Here is a 20354-nt window from a genome sequence, read left to right as displayed (position 1 = left end):
TGAGGCAGCACGGAAGGCTCAAGAGTGCCGCCTGCATGCGCTCCTTAGCAAGCATGGGACGAACCGGGCACCGACCTTCGGCGATGAAGCTAGTCTCAAGGATAGGCCGCACAACGGCCGCTCACCGGCATCGTCCGGTCAACCCACTGCCCTGCCACGAGCAGGTGTCATCGAGGCCAGCATGAAAATCCGTGAACTCGCGCAACACTGGGAAGAGAACGCCAAGGGTCGCCTGACCCGCACCAGCTACCGGATCCACCTGGACATGGAGGCCGCCGCGCGCCTGGCCGCCCTGTCCGAGATGTACCCCAAGCGCCAGACCGAGGAGCTTTTGGGCGAACTGATCGGCGCCGCCCTGGAAGAGCTCGAGGCGAGCTTCCCCTATGTCCAGGGCCAACATGTGGTAGCCACCGACGAGGAAGGCGATCCACTGTATGAGGACGTCGGCCCTACTCCGCGCTTCCTGGCGCTGTCGCGCCAGCATCTGCACCTGATGTCGAGCCAGGTGGACAAACCCAAGCACTGAGTCGCCCCCCGTTCCCGGCTGCGCAAGCGGCCGGGATTACCTCTGCAAGCGGCAAAAGTTCCCGGTTTACGGGGGTTTTCGGGGCGCCGAATTTTTTTTGGCCAATCGCCAGCTTTCGCTGAACTATTCAAAAACGCCTCAGGTCACACCCATTAGCCATCACTGGAACGGCCGTTTCAAATTTTGCCATCAGCGCTTGTAGTCACTCAGCGTCACGGCGCCAGGACCGGGGTGGATTTTGATGTTTCCCAGGAGTTACCCAATGGAGTTGAAGACCATGAAGATCAGCACTGCCAAATCCTCGTTCACCTCTCTGCGCGGACTGAAACTGGCCGCGCTGGCCCTCGGTAGCAGCATGGTACTGGCCGGTTGTGCCGGGAATCCGCCTTCCGAGCAGTACGCGGTTACCCAATCTGCGGTCAATAGCGCAGTGACCGCAGGCGGCACCGAATTCGCCGCAGTGGAAATGAAGGCTGCACAGGACAAGCTCAAGCAAGCGGAAATCGCCATGCACGACAAGAACTACGACGAGGCTCGGCGCCTGGCTGAACAGGCCGAGTGGGACGCCCGGGTAGCCGAGCGCAAAGCACAGGCCGCCAAGGCCGAGCAGGCGCTGAAGGACTCCCAGAAAGGCGTTCAGGAACTGCGTCAGGAAGGTATGCGCAGCGTGCAGTAAGCCGCCGCCGATTCCCACGTACTCGTAATCGATTGAAAGGACGAACACTATGCGCAAACAACTGATGATCCCTGCCCTGTTGGCCATGAGCGTAGCCCTGGCGGCCTGCTCCACCCCGCCTAACGCCAACCTGGAAAACGCCCGGACCAACTTCTCGGCCCTGCAAGCCAACCCGCAGGCCAGCAAGCTCGCCGCCCTGGAAACCAAGGACGCCTCCGACTGGATGAACAAGGCCGACCAGGCCTACCTGGACAAGGAGAACGAGAAGAAGGTCGACCAGTTGGCCTATCTGACCAACCAGCGGGTTGAAGTAGCCAAGGAAACCATCGCCCTGCGTACCGCCGAGATCAAGCTCAAGGACGCCGGCGACCAGCGTGCCCGCGCCATCCTCGATGCCCGCGATGCGCAGATCAAGCAACTGCAGGCCAGCCTCAACGCCAAGCAGACCGACCGCGGCACCCTGGTGACCTTCGGCGATGTGTTGTTTGCCCTCAACAAGTCCGACCTCAAGCCCGCCGGCCTGGCCAACATCAACAAGCTGGCGCAATTCCTCCAGCAGAACCCGGACCGCAAGGTGATCGTCGAGGGCTACACCGACAGCACCGGTAGCGACTCCTACAACCAGTCGCTGTCCGAGCGCCGTGCCGGCTCGGTACAGATGGCCCTGATCCGCATGGGTATCGACCCGGCGCGCATCGTCTCCCAGGGTTATGGCAAGGAATACCCGGTAGCCGATAACGGCAGCGTTTCCGGCCGGGCCATGAACCGTCGCGTGGAAGTGACCATTTCCAACGACAACCAGCCAGTGGCTCCTCGCTCCACGATCCGCTGATGCCGGTCCCCGGCCTTGACCGGCCGGGAAAACAAAACGCCGCGGACCTGGGTCCGCGGCGTTTTTTCATGCCTGGCTGAAACAGCCCCGAAGCCTGGGGAACCTACTGCACCAGTTGCGGGGTTTCCTGGCCCATGCAGCGCACCGCCTGCTTCTTGTTGTCGACCAGCACCCCGGTCAGGCCCTTCTGCTCGGTATCGAACAGCACCAGCACGCCATCGACGCACTGGGCCACCTGGGCTGCCGGCTTGAGGGAGATCTTGTAGTCCTCCCCGGGAATGGTCTTGAGCATGGTGAAGTCGTTGAGCAGCAGCGCATCCTCCGGCTTGGCGAAATGCAGGTAGCCGTAGTACCACAGGCAGGCCACGGTACCGATGATGCTGCAGATACCGGTGATGATCATTGGCAGGACGTTACGTTCTTCACTCATTGCGGACTCTCTGGAGGTTCAACTGCTGAATTGGGGGTCGTCGGGTAGTTGGGGATTTCCCCCAGGCGGCGCAACCCGTCGAAATGCCGTGGGTCGTCGAGGTAGCGCAGCATCACGCTGCGCCAGGTCGGATCGGCGAAGGTCTGCACATGGTCGCCGCGGGTCAGTTGCAGGACCCGCGGCGGCGGCGCAGCTTGATACAGGCGGATGCCATTGGACAAGGGGACGAGCTGGTCGTCGAGGCTGTGGTAGATTAGCTTCGGCACCCCGGTCAGGCGCGCCATGGAATGGATCGCGCTGTCGCCATCCGGCACCAGCCAGGACAGCGGCACTTGCAAGGGCCAGGTCAGCCAGGAAGTGCTCAGGGCGTAGCGCCCGACATCGCGATAACTGGCCGGCACGCCATCGAAAACGATGGCCTTGAGCCGGGCCTGGCGTTCGGGATGCTCCACCAGGTAGTGGATGGCCAGGGCACCGCCCAGGCTCTGGCCGAGGACCACCAATGGCTTGCCCTGGACCTCGGGGGCCCGGTCCAGCCAGGCGAAGGCGCTGTCCAGGTCCTGGTAGATCGCCGGGAGGGACGGTTCGCCCTCGGACAAGCCGTAGCCGCGATAGTCCAGCAACAACACCTGGTAGCCCTGCTCCGGCAGCCACCAACTGCCGCCCAGGTGCCAGGCCAGGTTGCCGCCGTTGCCATGCAGGTGCAGCACCGTACCCTTGACCGGCACCCCGGCCTTGGCCGGCAGCCACCAGGCATGGAGCTTGAGGCCATCGGCGGTGGTCAGGGTGACGTCACGGTATTCGAGCTTGGCCCGCTCCGGGGTGAAGGGTAGGCCCGGCTCAGGATAGAACAGCAGCGAACTGCAACCGTGCAGGCCCAGCAACAGGGCAAGAACCGCGCAACACTTGAGTAGCTTGCTCACCTGCGACTCCCCGCGCGGCATGGCGCCGGGGCGCGGTCCGCAGTCGATGGCCCCGCCTGCTGAAGCAGCCCGTGGCGGCTGCGGATATCTGTGGATACGTCCATGTGCGCCCCCCGGCTGCAGTCAAAGGATGTTGGAGTAGTCGGCCTCGATCCGGTCCAGGCTCAGGTGGTTGAGGAAGTTGGAGAAGCACATCCATGCCGACAGGGCATTCATGTCGCGGAATTGGTCGGGCAGGTACTTGGGCGCTACCACCATCCCTTCGTCCACCAGTTGGCGCAGGGTACGCATGTCTTCCAGGGTGGTCTTGCCGCAGAACAGCAGCGGCACCTGCTCCAGCTTGCCCTTGCGCACGGCGAGCTGAATGTAGTTGTAAACCATGATGAAGCCCTTGAGGTAGGACAAGTCCTTGGTAAAAGGCAGCCCCGTGGGCACCGAACCGCGGAACACCCGGCTGGCGTTGCCATAGCTCTCGGCCATCTCGAAACCCTGTTCGCGGAAGAACTCGAACACCTGCAGGAAATCCGCTCCCTCCTCCACCATGTGGATGGCCCGGGTCCGGTTGGTCAGCTTGCGCAGGCGGCTGGGGTAGGAGGCGAAGGTGATGATCTCCATGAGGATCGCCAGGCCTTCCTGGGTCACCGTCGACGAGGGTGGGCCCTTGGCCAGGAAGGTGCAGATCGGCTGGTTCAGGCCATTCAGGGTGGTGCCTACATGCACCAGCCCTTCGTGGACTTCCAGGGCCCTTACATCACGGTCGTTGAACATCGCATCGCTGCGGATCTTGATGTAGTCGGCACCCGCCGCCGCATCGGCGACGATACCGTCGGACTCGAAGACCCGGATGGTCTCCTCGGCCTCGCCGAAGACCTTGTTCAGCCGGCCCTGCAGCAGGCTCACCGCATCCTTGGCGCTCAGGGTCTTGGGCTCGTCCTTGAGGTCGCCACGACCGTCGATGTTGTTCAGGTAATCGGACATCATCAGCCCGAGGTCGGCCAGGGTCGGGTCGCCGGCATGGAAGGCATCCGAAGCGGCGCCGTACAGCTCCTGGGAAATCAGGCCGAAGTCGCCGGTGCCGCGGGCCTCGAGCATGCGCACCACCATGCGGTATTCCTTGCACATGCGGCGCATGATCTGCCCCACCGGGTTGAACTGGCCCAGCTGGCGAGTGATGTCGCGCTCGATGTTCTGGAATTCCAGCTTCACCGCGCCGGAGTCGAAGGACAGCGGGCGACCTTCGTAGTAGGCGCGGTCCACCGCCGGCATTTCCTTGCCCTTGGCCTTGAGAAAACCCTTGCGGATGCTCTCGTCCCACTTCACCGCATCCAGCACGCGGATCGGTGTCTGCGCCAGCACTATGCGATCGGACAAGGTGCGTATCGTCTGCTGGTAATCGTCCACCGGAAATTCCCTCTGTTGAATCGCTCGAACCTGTTACTGGACGGCCCGCTGGACGCGTACCGCTGCGGCGAAGTGCTCGTCGCTCCTGAATTGACCTGGTGCCCGGTTGATCCGTTCCCGGCCGGGCCGCTACCTCATACTGAGGCCAGCACCAGGTGCATGTAGCGGGTCAGGATGCCGAGCATTTCCTCGTCGGCCAGAGGCTCGGCATCGTTGAGCAGGCCCTGATACTCCATTCGGCCGATTATAGACGTCAACACCTTGGCATCCTGCTGTGGCTCCCGCGATCCCAGGACCTGGAAGAACTGGCAAGTGCCCTGCAGCAGGATCTGCTGGTGCGAGCGCACCAACTGCGCCAGGCGCGGATTGAGCAGCGCCTCCTGGCGGAACGCCTGCTCGGCCATCAGGTGCTCGCGCCGGGTGCTGAGCTGGCGCTGCACGTAGTCGGCGGTCATCCGCGCGATATCGTCGGCCAGTTGCGAACGACACGCCGGGCTGCCGTCGCCATAGGCGACCATCTCTCGCAGCAGCCCTTCATTGCTGGTCCACAGCTTGGCCATGAACGCCGCGCTGCGTTCGACGTATTGGGCGAAGGTATCGGTGAGCAGGTCATCGATATCCTTGAAATAGTAGGTGGTGGCCGATAGCGGCACACCGGCCTCGGCGGCTACCGCCCGATGGCGCACGGCCCGCACGCCATCACGTACGACGATGCGCATGGCGGCATCGAGAATCTCCTGTCGGCGTTGTTCACTGCCCTGGCGACTGGCCTTGCGGCCTTGGTACTGAACGCTTTCAGCCACCGCGGTGGCGATGCCAGCTGCACCCTCTTGAGCAATTGCGCGGTTCACGACAGGTATTCCTCTTATCAGTCACACGGAATCAGAAGCGGTACGTCAGTTCCACCCAGACAATAAAAAGCCGCCTGGTGAAGGCGGCTTCTCATTCACGACATGTCAGGCCTGGGGCCGCATGTGCGGGAACAGGATCACGTCGCGGATCGACGGCGAGTTGGTCAGCAGCATCACCAGGCGGTCGATGCCGATGCCTTCACCGGCGGTGGGCGGCATGCCGTATTCCAGGGCCCGCACGAAGTCGGCGTCGTAGTGCATGGCTTCGTCGTCACCAGCGTCCTTCTCGGCCACCTGGGCCAGGAAGCGCTCGGCCTGGTCCTCGGCATCGTTGAGCTCGGAATAGGCGTTGGCGATCTCGCGGCCACCGATGAACAGCTCGAAGCGGTCGGTCACGGCCGGGTTGTCGTCGTTGCGACGGGCCAGTGGCGAAACTTCGAACGGGTACTCGGTGATGAAGTGCGGCTGCTCCAGCTTGTGCTCAACCAGTTCCTCGAAAATCATCACCTGCAGCTTGCCCAGGCCTTCGTGGCCCAGCACCTTGGCGCCAGCCTTCTTGGCGATCTCGCGGGCGCGGTCGACGTCCTGCAGGTCGGCGGCGGTCAGCTCCGGGTTGTACTTGAGGATCGAGTCGAACACCGACAGGCGCACGAACGGCTCGCCGAAGTGGAACACCTTGTCGCCGTACGGCACGTCGGTAGTCCCCAGGACAAGCTGCGCCAGCTCACGGAACAGTTCCTCGGTGAGGTCCATGTTGTCGTTGTAGTCGGCGTAGGCCTGGTAGAACTCGAGCATGGTGAATTCTGGGTTGTGACGAGTCGAGACGCCTTCGTTACGGAAGTTGCGGTTGATCTCGAACACTTTCTCAAACCCGCCGACAACCAGGCGCTTGAGGTACAGCTCCGGCGCGATACGCAGGAACATGGCCATGTCCAGGGCATTGTGGTGGGTTTCGAACGGCTTGGCCGCCGCGCCGCCAGGGATGGTCTGCAGCATCGGCGTCTCGACTTCGAGGAAGTCGCGCTTGGCCAGGAAGCTACGGATGTGGGCGATGACCTGGGAGCGCACGCGGAAGGTGTGGCGAGTTTCCTCGTTGACCATCAGGTCGACGTAGCGCTGGCGGTAGCGCTGCTCGGTGTCGGTCAGGCCATGGTGCTTGTCCGGCAGCGGGCGCAGCGACTTGGTCAGCAGGCGCACGTTGGTCATCTCGACGTACAGGTCGCCCTTGCCGGAACGGGCCAGGGTGCCTTCGGCGCTGATGATGTCGCCCAGGTCCCAGGTTTTCACCGCGGCCAGGGTTTCTTCCGCCAGGGTCTTGCGGTTGACGTAGACCTGGATGCGGCCGGTCATGTCCTGGATCACCATGAACGAGCCACGGTTGAGCATGATGCGACCTGCCACCTTGACCGGGATCGCCGCTGCTTCCAGCTCTTCCTTGGTCTTGTCCGCGTACTGTTTCTGCAGGTCGTTGCAGTAGCTGTCGCGACGGAAGTCGTTGGGGAAGGCATTGCCTTTGGCACGCTCTGCGGCAAGTTTTTCCTTGCGCAGGGCGATCAGGGCGTTTTCTTCCTGTTGCAGGTCTTGCGCTTCGGTCTTGAGGTCGCTCATGTCGTCATTCTTTCCATCAGGTGTTCATTGCCCCTGTCGGGCAGGGCACGCGATACCGGCAATGGCCGGTATCGCGGCGGTGGTGTGCGGTTTACAGCCCCTGCTTGAGGCTCGCTTCCAGGTATTGGTCGAGGTCGCCGTCCAGGACCTTCTGGCAGTCGCTGCGCTCGACGCCGGTGCGCAGGTCCTTGATGCGCGAGTCATCCAGTACGTAGGAACGGATCTGGTGGCCCCAGCCGATGTCCGACTTGGTGTCTTCCAAGGCCTGCGAAGCGGCGTTGCGCTTCTGCATTTCCTGCTCGTACAACTTGGCCCGCAGCATCTTCATGGCGGTGTCCTTGTTGGCGTGCTGGGAACGTTCGTTCTGGCAGCTGACCACGGTGTTGGTCGGCACGTGGGTGATCCGCACCGCCGAGTCGGTGGTGTTCACGTGCTGGCCGCCGGCGCCGGAGGAGCGGTAGGTATCGATGCGCAGGTCGGACGGGTTGATCTCGATCTCGACCTTGTCGTCGATCTCGGGCGAGACGAATACCGCCGAGAACGAAGTGTGGCGACGGGCGCCGGAGTCGAACGGGCTCTTGCGCACCAGGCGGTGCACGCCGATTTCGGTACGCAGCCAGCCGAAGGCGTACTCGCCCTTGATATGCACGGTGGCGCCCTTGATGCCGGCGACGTCACCCTCGGACAGTTCCATGATGGTGGCGTCGAAACCGCGCTTGTCGGCCCAGCGCAGGTACATGCGCAGCAGGATGTTGGCCCAGTCCTGGGCCTCGGTGCCACCGGAGCCGGCCTGGATGTCCAGGTAGGCGTTGTTCATGTCCATCTCGCCACTGAACATGCGACGGAACTCAAGCTGGGCCAGGGCTTCTTCCAGGCCCTGCAGCTCGGTCTCGACGTCGCTCACGGCGCCTTCGTCATTCTCTTCGACGGCCATGTCGAGCAAGTCCTTGCAGTCCGCGAGGCCACCGGACAGCTTGTCCAGGGTCTCGACGACCTGTGCCAGCATGGAGCGCTCACGCCCCAGTGCCTGGGCGTACTCGGGCTTGTTCCAGACGTTGGGGTCTTCCAGCTCGCGGTTGACTTCGATCAGGCGGTCATGCTTTTGATCGTAGTCAAAGATACCCCCGAATGGACTGGGAACGCTCGGTCAGGTCCTTGATGGTATTCAGGATCGGGTTGATTTCCATGGATGGCAGCACTCGTTGGCGAACTTTTGAAAGCCGGCGATTATAACGGAATCACCGAATGGCGGCAGCCCGCTTGGCGGCTTTAACAACGAATAGCCACGCCAACCGGCATATCGGGAGCTCTATAATCCGGCTCAGGCTTCATTGCCTATTTCCCACTACCAGCAGAAACCGCAAGCGCCCCTCATGGAAAGAAACCTCACTGATGCAGAGATCCGCTACATCCTTGCCCGGGAAAGGCGCAACCTGAGGGGCTCGCGGGCAGTGGTGTACTTCATCCTCAGCCTGTTCGCCGCCATACCGCTGCTGGGCCTCGGCTTGTTCCTCCACCCGCTGCTGGCCTGGGCCCTGGCCGTGCTTCTGGCGGTGTTTCTCTGGTGGTGGATCTACTACCGCACCCGCGCCATGGAAAACACCGTGGGCCCGCGAACCCGATGGCTGCAGGCGCAGTTCAGCGCCACCTGGGTCAACGCCCACAGAAATGGCCACTGGCGCTACGCCTTCGGTGACTATCCCATCGCCGCAAGCAACCTGATCGGCAATCTGTTCAGCGCTGGAAAACTCAACACCCATGTCCAGTACAGAGTCGAAGCCGTGCTGCTGACCTGCTCGCAAACCTCGAGCCATTGCTATTACCTGTTCCCCGATACCTTTATCGAAGTACCCAGGGACCAACAGCCCGGCAACTGAAGCGGTTATTCGATCCCCACCTGATTGCGCCCATTGTTCTTGGCCAGATAGAGGCCCTTGTCCGCCGCTGAAATCAATTGCCGGCAATGGCTGTTGGGCTGCGGGGTGATGGTCGACAGGCCGATGCTGATGGTCAGGCTAGCCCCTTCCACCGGCGCGATATGGGGGATTTTCAGGGCCTCGACGGTCTGGCGCAGCTTCTCGGCCACCAGGCGCGCACCACCCGGCGAGGTATTGGGCAGCACCAGCACGAACTCCTCGCCGCCGTAGCGCGCCGGCAGGTCGGATGGCCGGCTGCTGGCCTCGCGGATCGCCGCGGCCACCTTGCGCAGGGCTTCGTCGCCCTCCAGGTGGCCGAAGGTATCGTTGTAGGTCTTGAAGTAGTCGACGTCGATCATCAGCAGCGACAGCTGGGTCTGCTCACGCATGGCCCGGCGCCATTCCAGCTCCAGGTACTCGTCGAAGTGCCGGCGGTTGGACAGCCCGGTCAGGCCGTCGGAGTTCATCAGCCGCTGCAGCACCAGGTTGGTGTCCAGCAGCTGTTGCTGGCTGACCCGCAGCGCCCGGTAGGCGGCGTCCCGCTGCAACAGGGTCATGTAGGAACGCGAGTGATAGCGGATGCGTGCCACCAGCTCGATGTTGTCCGGCAGCTTGACCAGGTAGTCGTTGGCCCCGGCGGCGAAGGCCGCGCTCTTGATCAGCGGGTCTTCCTTGGTGGACAGGACGATGATCGGGATGTTCTGGGTCGCCGGATGGTTGCGGTACTCGCGCACCAGGGTCAGGCCGTCCAGGCCCGGCATCACCAGGTCCTGGAGAATCACCGTGGGCTTGATGCGAATGGCCTGGGCAATGGCCTGGTGCGGATCGGCGCAGAAGTGGAAGTCGATGTTTTCCTCGTTCGCCAACCCACGCCGAACCGCCTCGCCGATCATGGCCTGGTCGTCCACCAGCAACACCATGGCGGCGTTTTCGTCGGTCTTGAATTCGTCGAGCTGTAAATCATTCATGGGTTGTCACCTGAAGTGCTACCTGGCCAGGACAGCTGCGTTTATCAGTCATTTGGCGAATATCTCCAGCAAACGTGGAGCGATCTTGTCCAGTGGGCGAATCTCTGCCGCGGCGCCGATGGCAACGGCCGCCTTGGGCATGCCATACACCGCGCTGCTGTTCTGGTCCTGAGCGATGGTCAGATAACCCTGATCGCGCATCAGCTTCAAGCCCTGGGCGCCATCTCGGCCCATGCCCGTCAGCAACACGCCCACCGCATCGCCATTCCAGTAACTGGCGACACTTTCAAAAAATACGTCGATGGAGGGTCGGTATATCTCGTTCACCGGCTCGGCGGTATAGGCCAGCGTGCCGTTCTTCAACAGGCGGATGTGATGGTTGGTGCCCGCCAGCAGCACCGTGCCGCTTTGTGGCGGTTCCCCTTCCCGGGCCAGGCGCACTGGCAACCCCGATGCACTGCTGAGCCACTCGGCCATGCCCGCGGCGAACACCTGGTCGACATGCTGGACCAGCACGATGGCGGCGGGAAAGTCCTTTGGCAAGCCCTTGAGCAACACCTCCAGGGCTGCCGGCCCGCCGGCGGAGGAACCGATGGCCACCAGGCTGCGGCGTGCCACACCGTTGCGCAGGGGTTGCGGCGCGGAACGCACGCGACTGCCACTCTGGCCGATCAGCCAGCCGATATTGAGGATCTTGCGCAGCAACGGCGCCGCCGCCTCCTGGGCGTTGCCCGCCCCCACCGCCGGCGTGTCGACCACATCCAGGGCGCCGTGGCCCATGGCCTCGAACACCCGGTGCACGTTCTGCTGGCGGTCGACGGTGACAATGACGATGGCGCAGGGCGACTCGGCCATGATCCGCCGCGTGGCCTCGACCCCGTCCATCACTGGCATGATCAGGTCCATCAGGATCAGGTCCGGGGTCAGCTCGGCGCAGTACTGCACCGCTTCCGCCCCGTTGGTGGCGACCCAGACCACCTCATGGCTGGGGTCGAAGGCCAGCGCCCGGCGCAGCGCCTCCACCGCCATGGGCATGTCATTGACTATCGCTATCTTCACGCCCGCGCTCCTCCAATCAGTTCCACCACCGCATCCAGCAGGGCGTCGTCATGGAAACTGGCCTTGGCTAGATAATAGTCGGCACCGGCATCCAGTCCACGACGCCGGTCTTCCTCACGATCCTTGTAGGACACCACCATCACCGGCAACGACTGCAGGCGATTGTCACGACGCAGCAGCGTGACCAGTTCGATCCCATCCATGCGCGGCATATCGATGTCGGTGATCAGCAGGTCGAAGCTTTCCGAACGCAGGGCATTCCAGCCGTCCATGCCGTCCACGGCCACGGCCACGTCGTAGCCGCGATTGATCAGCAGCTTGCGCTGCAGTTCGCGCACCGTCAGCGAGTCGTCGACCACCAGGATCCGCTTGCGCGCGGCCTGGGCATGTTGCTGGTGATGCCGGGCGATGCGCTCCAGGCGACCGGTGTCGAGCAGCTTGTCCACCGAGCGCAGCATGTCCTCGACATCGACGATCAACGCCACCCGGCCGTCATCCAGCAGGGCACCGGCGGAAATGTCCTGGATCTTGCCCAGGCGCTCGTCCAGCGGCAGCACCACCAGGGTCCGCTCGCCGATGAAGCGCTCCACGGCGATGCCGTACACCGCCTCGCGCTCGCGGATCACCACCACCTTCAAGGTAGCCGCGCCATCCTGGGTCGCCGGCCGCTGCAACAGTTGGCTGGCGGCCACCAGGCCGACATGCCGGCCCTCGTGCCAGAAATGCTGGCGCCCTTCCACCTGGACGATGTCCTCCGGCTCCAGGTCGCGCATGCGCTCGATATGGGCCAGCGGGAAGGCATAGGCTTCGCCCCCCACCTCCACCACCAGGCTGCGCACCACCGACAGGGTCAACGGCACCTCTAGGTGGAAGCGACTGCCTTGGCCGCTGACCTGCTCCAGCACCACCGCCCCACGCAGCTGGCGCACCATGTGCTGCACCGCATCCAGGCCGACGCCCCGGCCGGAAACCTCCGTGACCTTGTCCCGCAGGCTGAAACCCGGCAGGAACAGGAACGTCAGCAACTCCTCCTCGCTAAGCTGGGCGGCAGTTTCGGCCGGCGATAGATGACGCTCGACGATGCTCAGGCGCAAGCGCTCCAGGTCCACGCCATGGCCGTCGTCGCTCAACTCCAACACCAGCAACCCGGCCTGGTGCGAGGCCCGCAGGCGAATCACCCCCTCGGCCGGTTTACCCGCCAGCAAGCGCTGCTCGGGCAGTTCGATGCCGTGGTCGACGGCATTGCGCAACAGATGGGTCAGCGGTGCCTCGAGCTTTTCCAGCACGTCGCGGTCGACCTGGGTCTTTTCACCCTCGATCTCCAGGCGCACCTGCTTGCCCAGGCTGCGCCCCAGGTCCCGGACCATGCGGACCTGGCCGCCCAGCACATCGGCGAAGGGCCGCATCCGGCAGGCCAGGGCCGTGTCGTAGAGCACCTGGGCGCGCTGGCTCGCCTGCCAGCCGAACTCATCGAGCTCGGCGGTCTTTTCCGCCAGCAGCTGCTGGGACTCGGCCAGCAACCGCCGCGCATCCGCCAGGGCCTCCTGGGCCTCAAGGCCCAGGGCATGCTCCTTCAGATGCAGGTTGAGGTTCTCCAGGGCCGCCAGGCTGTTGTTCTGGATCCGCTTGAGACGCTGCAGGGTGGCCAGGTAGGGCTTGAGCCGCTGGGTTTCCACCAGGGACTTGCTGGACAGATCCAGCAAGCTGTTGAGCCGTTCGGCGGTGACCCGCAGCACCCGCTCACCGCCATCGGTGACCCGCCGGCCACGGCGCAGGCCCGGGACCGGTTCCTGGGCTGGCTCGTCAGGTGCCTGCGCTTCAGGCTCGAGGTCGGCCAGCGTCGGCGCAGGCTCCGGCATCTGCAGCCTGGGCTCGAGCAACAATTCCGGCAGGCCCACCGCAACAGGCGCCGGCACGCCTGGCGCTGCCAGCTGCGGCGCGCCAGGCCCCTGGGTCAACAAGCGCTCCATCAGCGCCACATAGGCCTGGATATCCGGGGCCACCAGTTCGGCACCGCCTGGAGTGGCGACGCGCATCAGCAGGTCGGTGCCCTGGAGCAAGGCGTCGATGTGCTCGGGTTGCAGATAAAGGCGCCCTTCCTGGGCACTGACCAGGCAATCCTCCATGACATGGGCGACGCTGACACCGGCATCGATCCCGACGATCCGGGCCGCGCCCTTGAGGGAGTGGGCCGCACGCATGCAAGCCTCCAGCTGGTCGGCCTGGGTCGGGTTACGCTCCAGGGCCAGCAACCCGGCGCTGAGCACCTGGGTCTGGGCCTCGGCTTCCAGGCTGAACAGCTCCAGCAGCGAGGCGTCGCGCATTTGATCGGGGGTCATGTCAGGCTCCGGGTCACGGCCGAGAGCAATTGCTCTTCATCCAGCAAGCGCAAGCTGCGTCCTTGCCATTGCAACACGCCACGGGTGTATTTGGCATTGGCCTGGTCGCCGGACGCCGAAGCGTTGTCGAGGATGCGTTCCTCGATGGCATGGATGCCATGCACCTCGTCCACCGGAACCACCACCGGGCCGCCTTCGGCACCGATGATCAGCATCCGCGGCATCACCCGGGCACTGGAGGCTATCGCCGGTGAGCTGTCGAGCCCCAGCAACTCGGTCAACGACAGGCAGGCCACCAACGCCCCGCGGACATTGGCCACCCCCAGCAAGGCTCGTGAACGCTGGTGCGGCAGGGAATGGATCGCCTGTTGCGGCGCCACTTCCAACAGACAGCGGGTAGGCAACCCCAGCCATTCCTCGCCAAGACGGAACATCAGCAGCGAGCGGCTGGCCACATCGCTGTCGGTTTCCTCGGCCACCGAGCGCTCACGGTCCTGCTGGCGCAACGAATAACGGTCCAGCAGGCGCGTGGCGGCAGCCGAATACACCGAACAGTTGCGGCAATGGATGTGCTCGGCCAACAGAGGGCAGGACTTGTCGCCATGGATACCGATGCGGTTCCAGCAGTCATCGATGACCTGCGCATCTTCACGGGTCACGTCCAATGAATAGGGATGGCTCATCGTTTCAACTCACTGTCGGCGGTGCGCGAACTACGGGCCGCGCGTTCCTGCAAGCGTTGGGCGCCAGCCGCATCGCCCTGGGAGGCCAGCAACGCCGCCAGGTGGGCCAGGGCCTCGGGATGCTGCGGCTCCAGGTACAAGGCCTTGCGATAGAAACCCTGGGCCTCCATGGCGTTGCCGGAAACATCGCTGAGCAGGCCCAGCCAGTAGAACACCTGGGCCGCCGGCTCATGCTCGCGCAGATAGCGCTCGCAAGCGGCGCGGGCCTCGGCGCTCTTGCCCTCGTTGGCCAGCGTGGCGATGCTGGCCAGCAGGCTGGCGGCATCGCTGGCGGGCGGCGCGGGCTCCACCGCCGGCAAGGACGCCAGGCGGCTGGCGAAAGGACGGTGGCGCGGCGCCGGCGGCACGACATTGCGAGACGGAATCGGCAGTGGCGGCGGCATGGGTTGCGCCAGCACCGGCTCGGGCTCGTTGTGGCGCCGGAAGGCGAAGGACTGGGGAATGCCGATCGAGCGCATGCCCAGGCGCCCCAGCAGGCTGCCCTCGGCCGGTCCGATGAACAGCACGCCCTCCTCGTGGGTGAGGCGCTTGAGCACCTCGAACACCTGGCGCTGGGTCGGCTGGTCGAAATAGATCAGCAGGTTGCGGCAAAAGACGAAGTCGAAGGCCGGCTCGGCGGCCAGCAACCCTGGCTCCATCACGTTGCCCACTTGCAGGCGCACCTGCTCGCGCACCCGCTCGCTCAGGCGATAGCGCTCGTCCTCGGCGACGAAATGCCGCTCACGAAAGCCGATGTCCTGGCCACGGAAGGAGTTCTTGCCGTAGACCGCGTTCCTGGCGCGCTCCACCGACAACGGACTGACGTCCAGGCCATCGACCTTGAACTGATGGGGCGCCAGGCCGCCGTCCAGCAGGGCCATGGCGATCGAATAGGGCTCCTCGCCGGTGGAACAGGGCAGGCTCAACAGGCGCAGGGCACGCATGCCCTTGAGCTGGGCCAGGCGCGCGGTGGCCAGCTTGACCAGGGTGGAGAAGGATTCCGGGTAACGGAAGAACCAGGTCTCGGGAACGATCACCGCCTCGATCAGGGCCTGCTGTTCTTCCCGCGAGCCCTGCAACCGCTGCCAGTACTCGTCGCTGCCATGGATATGCAAGGCGTTGCAGCGCTGGCGCAACGCCCGCTCGATGATCGCCGGCCCCACGGAGGCGACATCCAGGCCGATACGTTCCTTGAGAAAGTCGAAGAACCGTTGTTCGCCGCTCATCGAAGCTCCTCGAGTGCGGCCGGGTCCGGCGGCGGATCGGGAAACAGCAAGTCGCGGACCGGCGCTCCCAGCAGGTCGTCGACTCGTACCCACTGCAACAGGCCCTGCTCATCCTCCAGCACCGGCCCCAGGTAGGGCGCCTGGGAGTTGTCCAGGCCATAGGGCTGGAACCGCGCCGGGTCGCAGCGCAGGGTGTCGTTGGCCTGCTCCAGCAACAGCCCCAGCACCCGGGCCGGCTGCCCGGCATCGCCGTGATAGTGCACCAGCACCAACCGCGTGCTGGTGCGCTGCTGCGCCGGACGGCCGAAGGTCAGCTGGCATAAATCGACGACCGGGACCACCACGCCACGATAGGCGAAGACACCCGCCACCCAGGCCGGGGCCTGGGCAATGGGCTTGAGCTGCAGGCGCGGCAATACCTCCACCACGTCCACGGCACGCAGCGCATAACGCTCGTCGCCGATGCGAAAGACCAGGAACAAGACGCTCTTGGCCCCGGCAGCGCCATGGCGCTTGTGCGCGAGTTCGTCCATCAGACTTTGAAACGCGACACGCCGCCACGCAAGCCCACGGCCACCTGGCTCAGCTCATCGATGGCGAAGCTGGCCTGGCGCAGGGACTCGACGGTCTGGCTGCTGGCATCGCCCAACTGCACCAGCGCGTGGTTGATCTGCTCGGCGCCGGTGGCCTGGGCCTGCATGCCCTCGTTGACCATCAGCACCCGCGGCGCCAGGGCCTGGACCTGGTGGATGATCTGCGACAGTTGCTCGCCCACCTGCTGCACTTCGGCCATGCCGCGCCGGACCTCTTCGGAGAACTTGTCCATGCCCATGACACCCGCCGACACCGCCGACTGGATCTCGCGGACCATCTGCTCGATGTCATAGGTCGCGACCGCCGTCTGGTCCGCCAGGCGCCGCACTTCGGTGGCCACCACGGCAAAACCGCGCCCGTACTCGCCGGCCTTCTCCGCTTCGATCGCGGCGTTGAGCGAGAGCAAGTTGGTCTGGTCGGCGACCTTGACGATGGTCACCACCACCTGGTTGATGTTGCCGGCCTTCTCGTTGAGGATCGCCAGCTTGGCATTCACCAGGTCCGCCGCGCCCATCACCGAGTGCATGGTGTCTTCCATCCGCGCCAACCCCTGCTGGCCCGAGCCGGCGAGCACCGAGGCCTGGTCGGCGGCGCTGGAGACTTCGGTCATGGTGCGCACCAGGTCCCGCGAGGTGGCGGCGATTTCCCTCGAGGTGGCGCCAATCTCGGTGGTAGTTGCCGCGGTCTCGGTGGCCGTGGCTTGTTGCTGCTTGGACGTGGCGGCGATCTCGGTCACCGAAGTGGTGACCTGCACCGACGAGCGCTGGGCCTGGGATACCAGGGTCGCAAGTTCGCTCATCATGTCGTTGAAGCCGGTTTCCACCACGCCGAATTCGTCCTTGCGCTCCAGGTTCAAACGCCTGCTCAAGTCGCCGGTGCGCATGATTTCCAGGATATCGACGATACGGTTCATCGGCGACAATATCGCGCGCATCAGCAACAGGCCGCACAGGCCGGCCACCAGGATCGCCACCAGCAGCGAAACGCCCATGCTGATCTTGGCGGCGAGCACCGCGTCGTCGATCTGCGCAGCGGCCGAATCGGCCACGCCCTTGTTCTCTTCGATGATGTCGTTGAGCTTCATCCGACCGGCGACCCAGGTGGGGGTCATTTGTTCATTGAACAGGCGAATGGCTTCGGCATTCTGGTTATGCCGATGCAGGTCCAGGATCGTGGCCAGGGTCTTGAGCAGGCTCTGGTGATAGTTCTCGAAATCGTTGAACTCCCTCAGGTCGCTCTCTCCACGAAGGGTTTCCTTGTAGCTGGCCATGTACTTCTGCAGGCGCTGTTCGAAACCCTTGAAGTCGGCCTCGTCCTGCGCCGTAACTTCCTTGCCCTCGTCCAGGCCGAGAATGGCCTGGGTACGCAAGTAGCTGTCGACCCACGAGCCACGGATCATCGAACTGAAATAGACCCCCGGGATGGCATCGGAACGCATGCGCTCCTCTCCGGCCTCGATTTTCAATAGCCGCGAGTACGAGACGACGACCATCAGCAGCATGATGGTGATGATCACCGCAAAGCTCGCCAAAATGCGTTGGCGCAACGTCCAGTTCTTCACAGCCAGCCCTCGAACCCATTCAAAAATGGGGGGAGTATAGCCGAGGACGATCCGGGTTTTATGGGTGGTTTAACGACACAGGCAGGACTTTTGCTCAATGGGTTCAGCCGCTCTGGATAGCGGCATTGCGCAGCCCCATCCACCCTGACCGGGCATTTTGGCAAATTCCCCAGGCAGAACCGCCATCCATGGCCGCTCGCTGCCTCAGGCCATGCCTTGGCGTGCCTGTCGCTCCAGCTCGGCCTTGAGCCCAGGTGCCAACTGCAGTTGGCGCGCCAGCTCCTCCAGGTAGGCCTTTTCCATGAAGTGCTGGTCATCCACCAGCAGCAGGCTGGCCAGGTACATCTCGGCGGCCATTTCCGGAGTGCTGGCGGCCCGGGCCACATCCGCCGGGTCCAGCGGCTTGTTCAGTTCAGCATGCAGCCAGCGCTGCAACTGCGGATCGTCGTCCAGCTTGCTGAACTCGCCTTCGATCAGCGACCGCTCGCGCTCATCCACATGGCCATCGGCCTTGGCCGCCGCCACCAGGGCCTTGAGGATCGCCTGGCTATGCTGTTCGGCCTGCTGCGCCGGCAAGCGATCGAGGGTCTGCGGCTCATTGCCCGGCGCGCCAGCCTGTTGTGCCTGCCAATTGCCGTAGGCCCTATAGGCCAGCACCCCGAGCGCGGCCAGGCCACCATAGGCCAGCGCCTTGCCGCCGAAGTGGCGGGCCTTCTTGTTGCCTAGCAACAAGCCCATGGCCCCAGCGGCCAGCGCACCGCCACCAGCCCCGGAAAGCAGGCCGCCCAGGTTGCCGGTCTTGCCGCCAAGCAAGGCGCCCAGGCCCACCGGATCGCCCTGGGGCTTGGCTTGCGGGCTCGCCCCCGCCTTGTTCTGCAAAAGCTCCTGGCCCGACTTCAAGAGTTGGTCGAGCAAGCCGCGGGTATTCATCTGCCACCTCCCAAGAAAAACGAGTGCACGTCGACACCTAAGGTTGCAAGCCTAGAGAGAAGTGCCCGGACCCAGGGGGCGATAATGCTTCTGGATGTTGCGTGCGCCAGGTCTTGCCAGCAGCGCTTTGCCGCGCTGGATTAGCGCCTGGAGTTACGGCACTATCCGCCGCCATGAACCTTTGGTGCCCTTGAGCGGCCCTCCCAGACACCTCCGGCAGTAAGGACGTGCCATGTCTCGTCACACCCCCATCAAGGCCTCGCTGGACCGCCAGCGAGCCCGTCGCCTGAACCACGACCAGGGCAACCGCGACCAGGTCGTACGCATCGGCCTCGGCCTGGCGGTCCACTCGCTGCCGGTACTGTTGTTCTACCTGGCCCATGCCTGGGGCATCCCGTTGTACCGCAAGCTGGTCAATCCAGCGGTGGTGGAGCCGATGGCGCAATTCTCGTTCTTCCTGCTGATCCTGGTCAGCGCCCTGCTGGCCCTGCTGCCCAGCCGGAAGTTCAAGCTGGGCCTGGTGGCCGCCCTGGTGCTGTTCAATATCTGGGCGCTGTTTCCCGACAACCCGGTACGCGGCTACGTCTACTGCTTCCTGAGCTCAGTGCCACCGCTGCTGGCCATCTGGCTGACCCAAAGGCTGTGCCAACGCTTCGAGCGCCTGGAGCTGGCCCATGCTTGAGCACAAATACAGCCTGGCCGCCTTGGGCCTGGTGCTCGCCTGCGCTGCCCAAGGCCTTCGCGCCGAACCGGTGGCGTGCCCATCCGCGGACCTGCCGACTTTCGCCCAGGCCTTTGCCAGCAGCCCCGAGCTGCAGCAAGCGTTCAGCCGCTCGCCCATGGTCGAGCAACGCGTGGTCTATGACGAACGGGGCCGGGCAATCACCATCCGACACAAGCGCGAAGGCGCCGAGCGTCCGCAACTGACCCTGCTCGCCCCCCAGGCCCAGGCCTGGAGCGGCCTGCAAACCTTCTGGGAGGGCGAGACCCTGGTCGTGCATGACGCCCAGGGCGATGTGGTCCAGGCCTTCGTGTTCGAGAAGGACAGCTGCTGGCAACTGGTCCGGGTGGAGCAATGGTCCATGGGCGACCTGCTGGACCAGAAGGCGACGCCCGGCGAGACCGAGGTCCAGCGCCAGGTACGCAAGGCCGAGCTGTTCCTGGACTACGGTGCCCGCGAGCAGTATCCGCTGACCACTTATTTCTTCGAACTGGGCCAGCGCATCTTGCTGGATGCCGCCCGCCACGGTTCGGCCAATGCCGCAGTACAAGCTGTAAGCCTGGGATATTCGGGCATGGCCCCGGAACTCAAGCCAGGGGAGCCGCAGGAGTTGCTGCTGCCCTACGCCCAGAGCGACGCCGAGGCCGCCTTGATGCTGTCCATGTACTACTGCGACCCGCACGCCAACGGCCCGGAAGAAGGCTGCCAGGACCCGGTCAAGGCCGAAGCGGTGGTCATGCAGGCACTGCGCAAGCTGGATGCAGGCGTGCTCTACAACACCCTCGCCAGCGCACTGGCCAGCGGACGCTGGGGCACCAGGGACCCGGACCGGGCCGTGGCCTGCTACCAGCAAGCGCTGCAACGCGACTACCTGCCCAGCCTCTCCCCCCTGACTTGGAGCACCAGCCAGGGCCAACTGCCCAAGCAGCCGGTCCAGTGCCTGCCGGAACCGGCCCGGCAGCAAGGCTGAACGACTTCGAAACCGGGATCAGGCCGATGCCGGTGTCGACCCTCATTGACGCTTTTTAACAAGAATTGCATTGCCCGGATCCTGCGTGCCTGAGTTAATTG

20 protein-coding genes are annotated in these 20354 nt (G+C 64.3%); 6 read left to right on the top strand and 14 right to left on the bottom strand.

Features of this window, described 5'->3' with window-relative positions; all coding sequences use genetic code 11:
* Positions 1-181 precede the first annotated feature (181 nt).
* From AC3WK8_RS05250 to lptF, 3 genes are all read left to right on the top strand, one after another.
* Positions 182-526 carry a hypothetical protein gene (locus AC3WK8_RS05250; RefSeq protein ID WP_022642548.1) on the top strand — a complete coding sequence of 115 codons (345 nt, stop codon included), beginning with the start codon at positions 182-184 and terminating at the stop codon, positions 524-526.
* Between the two features lie 262 nt (positions 527-788).
* The gene (locus tag AC3WK8_RS05245) at positions 789-1202 is read left to right on the top strand and encodes a DUF4398 domain-containing protein (protein WP_022642547.1); all 414 of its coding nucleotides are present in this window, start codon (positions 789-791) and stop codon (positions 1200-1202) included.
* A 49-nt stretch (positions 1203-1251) separates the two neighbouring features.
* The gene (gene lptF / locus AC3WK8_RS05240) at positions 1252-2034 is read left to right on the top strand and encodes a lipotoxin F family OmpA-related lipoprotein LptF (RefSeq protein ID WP_085596174.1); all 783 of its coding nucleotides are present in this window, start codon (positions 1252-1254) and stop codon (positions 2032-2034) included.
* A 103-nt stretch (positions 2035-2137) separates the two neighbouring features.
* Here the strand turns inward: lptF and AC3WK8_RS05235 are convergent, their stop codons facing one another.
* The 6 genes from AC3WK8_RS05235 to prfB form a co-directional block, all read right to left on the bottom strand.
* The gene (locus AC3WK8_RS05235) at positions 2138-2464 is read right to left on the bottom strand and encodes a PA3694 family proteiin (protein ID WP_031320969.1); all 327 of its coding nucleotides are present in this window, start codon (positions 2462-2464) and stop codon (positions 2138-2140) included.
* On the bottom strand, positions 2461-3408 hold the full coding sequence (locus tag AC3WK8_RS05230; RefSeq protein WP_103324115.1) for an alpha/beta hydrolase: 948 nt from the start codon (positions 3406-3408) through the stop codon (positions 2461-2463). Before AC3WK8_RS05230 ends, AC3WK8_RS05235 begins: the two co-directional genes overlap by 4 nt.
* 102 nt (positions 3409-3510) lie before the next feature.
* A complete protein-coding gene (locus AC3WK8_RS05225; protein WP_053134418.1) occupies positions 3511-4788 on the bottom strand; it encodes a flavohemoglobin expression-modulating QEGLA motif protein in 1278 nt (425 codons plus the stop codon).
* A gap of 134 nt (positions 4789-4922) precedes the next feature.
* Positions 4923-5639: a TetR/AcrR family transcriptional regulator gene (locus AC3WK8_RS05220; RefSeq protein ID WP_103324114.1), complete on the bottom strand. Its 717-nt coding sequence runs from the start codon at positions 5637-5639 to the stop codon at positions 4923-4925.
* A 105-nt stretch (positions 5640-5744) separates the two neighbouring features.
* The gene (gene lysS, locus AC3WK8_RS05215) at positions 5745-7247 is read right to left on the bottom strand and encodes a lysine--tRNA ligase (protein ID WP_103324113.1); all 1503 of its coding nucleotides are present in this window, start codon (positions 7245-7247) and stop codon (positions 5745-5747) included.
* Between the two features lie 91 nt (positions 7248-7338).
* Positions 7339-8434, bottom strand: a protein-coding gene (gene prfB / locus AC3WK8_RS05210; RefSeq protein WP_103324112.1) for a peptide chain release factor 2 whose coding sequence is annotated in 2 segments (ribosomal slippage) — positions 7339-8361 and positions 8363-8434 — 1095 coding nt in all. Because the reading frame shifts where the segments join, the coding sequence is not laid out codon by codon here.
* A 186-nt stretch (positions 8435-8620) separates the two neighbouring features.
* Between prfB and AC3WK8_RS05205 the strand changes: the two genes are divergently transcribed.
* Positions 8621-9124 (top strand): hypothetical protein, encoded by a 504-nt coding sequence (locus tag AC3WK8_RS05205; RefSeq protein ID WP_103324111.1) that lies wholly within the window; start codon positions 8621-8623, stop codon positions 9122-9124.
* A gap of 5 nt (positions 9125-9129) precedes the next feature.
* On the opposite strand, the gene AC3WK8_RS05200 is transcribed toward AC3WK8_RS05205, so the two are convergent.
* The 8 genes from AC3WK8_RS05200 to AC3WK8_RS05165 all read right to left on the bottom strand — a co-directional run bounded on the left by AC3WK8_RS05200 (position 9130) and on the right by AC3WK8_RS05165 (position 18562).
* Positions 9130-10131, bottom strand: a complete 1002-nt coding sequence (locus tag AC3WK8_RS05200; RefSeq protein WP_085596178.1) for a response regulator — start codon at positions 10129-10131, stop codon at positions 9130-9132.
* A 48-nt stretch (positions 10132-10179) separates the two neighbouring features.
* Entirely contained in the window at positions 10180-11190 is a 1011-nt protein-coding gene (locus AC3WK8_RS05195; protein WP_103324110.1) for a chemotaxis response regulator protein-glutamate methylesterase, read from the bottom strand.
* The gene (locus AC3WK8_RS05190) at positions 11187-13529 is read right to left on the bottom strand and encodes a hybrid sensor histidine kinase/response regulator (protein ID WP_085596180.1); all 2343 of its coding nucleotides are present in this window, start codon (positions 13527-13529) and stop codon (positions 11187-11189) included. The genes AC3WK8_RS05195 and AC3WK8_RS05190 overlap by 4 nt, the downstream gene beginning before the upstream one ends.
* Entirely contained in the window at positions 13526-14212 is a 687-nt protein-coding gene (locus AC3WK8_RS05185) for a chemotaxis protein CheW (RefSeq protein WP_085596181.1), read from the bottom strand. The genes AC3WK8_RS05190 and AC3WK8_RS05185 overlap by 4 nt, the downstream gene beginning before the upstream one ends.
* The gene (locus AC3WK8_RS05180; protein WP_085596182.1) at positions 14209-15477 is read right to left on the bottom strand and encodes a CheR family methyltransferase; all 1269 of its coding nucleotides are present in this window, start codon (positions 15475-15477) and stop codon (positions 14209-14211) included. Before AC3WK8_RS05180 ends, AC3WK8_RS05185 begins: the two co-directional genes overlap by 4 nt.
* A complete protein-coding gene (locus AC3WK8_RS05175; RefSeq protein ID WP_085596183.1) occupies positions 15474-16010 on the bottom strand; it encodes a chemotaxis protein CheW in 537 nt (178 codons plus the stop codon). The genes AC3WK8_RS05180 and AC3WK8_RS05175 overlap by 4 nt, the downstream gene beginning before the upstream one ends.
* On the bottom strand, positions 16010-17632 hold the full coding sequence (locus AC3WK8_RS05170) for a methyl-accepting chemotaxis protein (protein ID WP_103324109.1): 1623 nt from the start codon (positions 17630-17632) through the stop codon (positions 16010-16012). Before AC3WK8_RS05170 ends, AC3WK8_RS05175 begins: the two co-directional genes overlap by 1 nt.
* A gap of 204 nt (positions 17633-17836) precedes the next feature.
* Positions 17837-18562: a tellurite resistance TerB family protein gene (locus tag AC3WK8_RS05165; RefSeq protein WP_085596185.1), complete on the bottom strand. Its 726-nt coding sequence runs from the start codon at positions 18560-18562 to the stop codon at positions 17837-17839.
* A gap of 232 nt (positions 18563-18794) precedes the next feature.
* Between AC3WK8_RS05165 and AC3WK8_RS05160 the strand changes: the two genes are divergently transcribed.
* Both AC3WK8_RS05160 and AC3WK8_RS05155 read left to right on the top strand, forming a co-directional pair.
* On the top strand, positions 18795-19244 hold the full coding sequence (locus AC3WK8_RS05160) for a hypothetical protein (protein WP_256592214.1): 450 nt from the start codon (positions 18795-18797) through the stop codon (positions 19242-19244).
* Positions 19237-20253 (top strand): hypothetical protein, encoded by a 1017-nt coding sequence (locus AC3WK8_RS05155; protein ID WP_103324108.1) that lies wholly within the window; start codon positions 19237-19239, stop codon positions 20251-20253. Before AC3WK8_RS05160 ends, AC3WK8_RS05155 begins: the two co-directional genes overlap by 8 nt.
* Positions 20254-20354: the final 101 nt, after the last annotated feature.

This window comes from Pseudomonas sp. FW507-12TSA, assembly GCF_058781435.1.
Note: the sequence above shows the minus strand (reverse complement) of the source record. Positions and strands in the feature narration are given on the sequence as shown.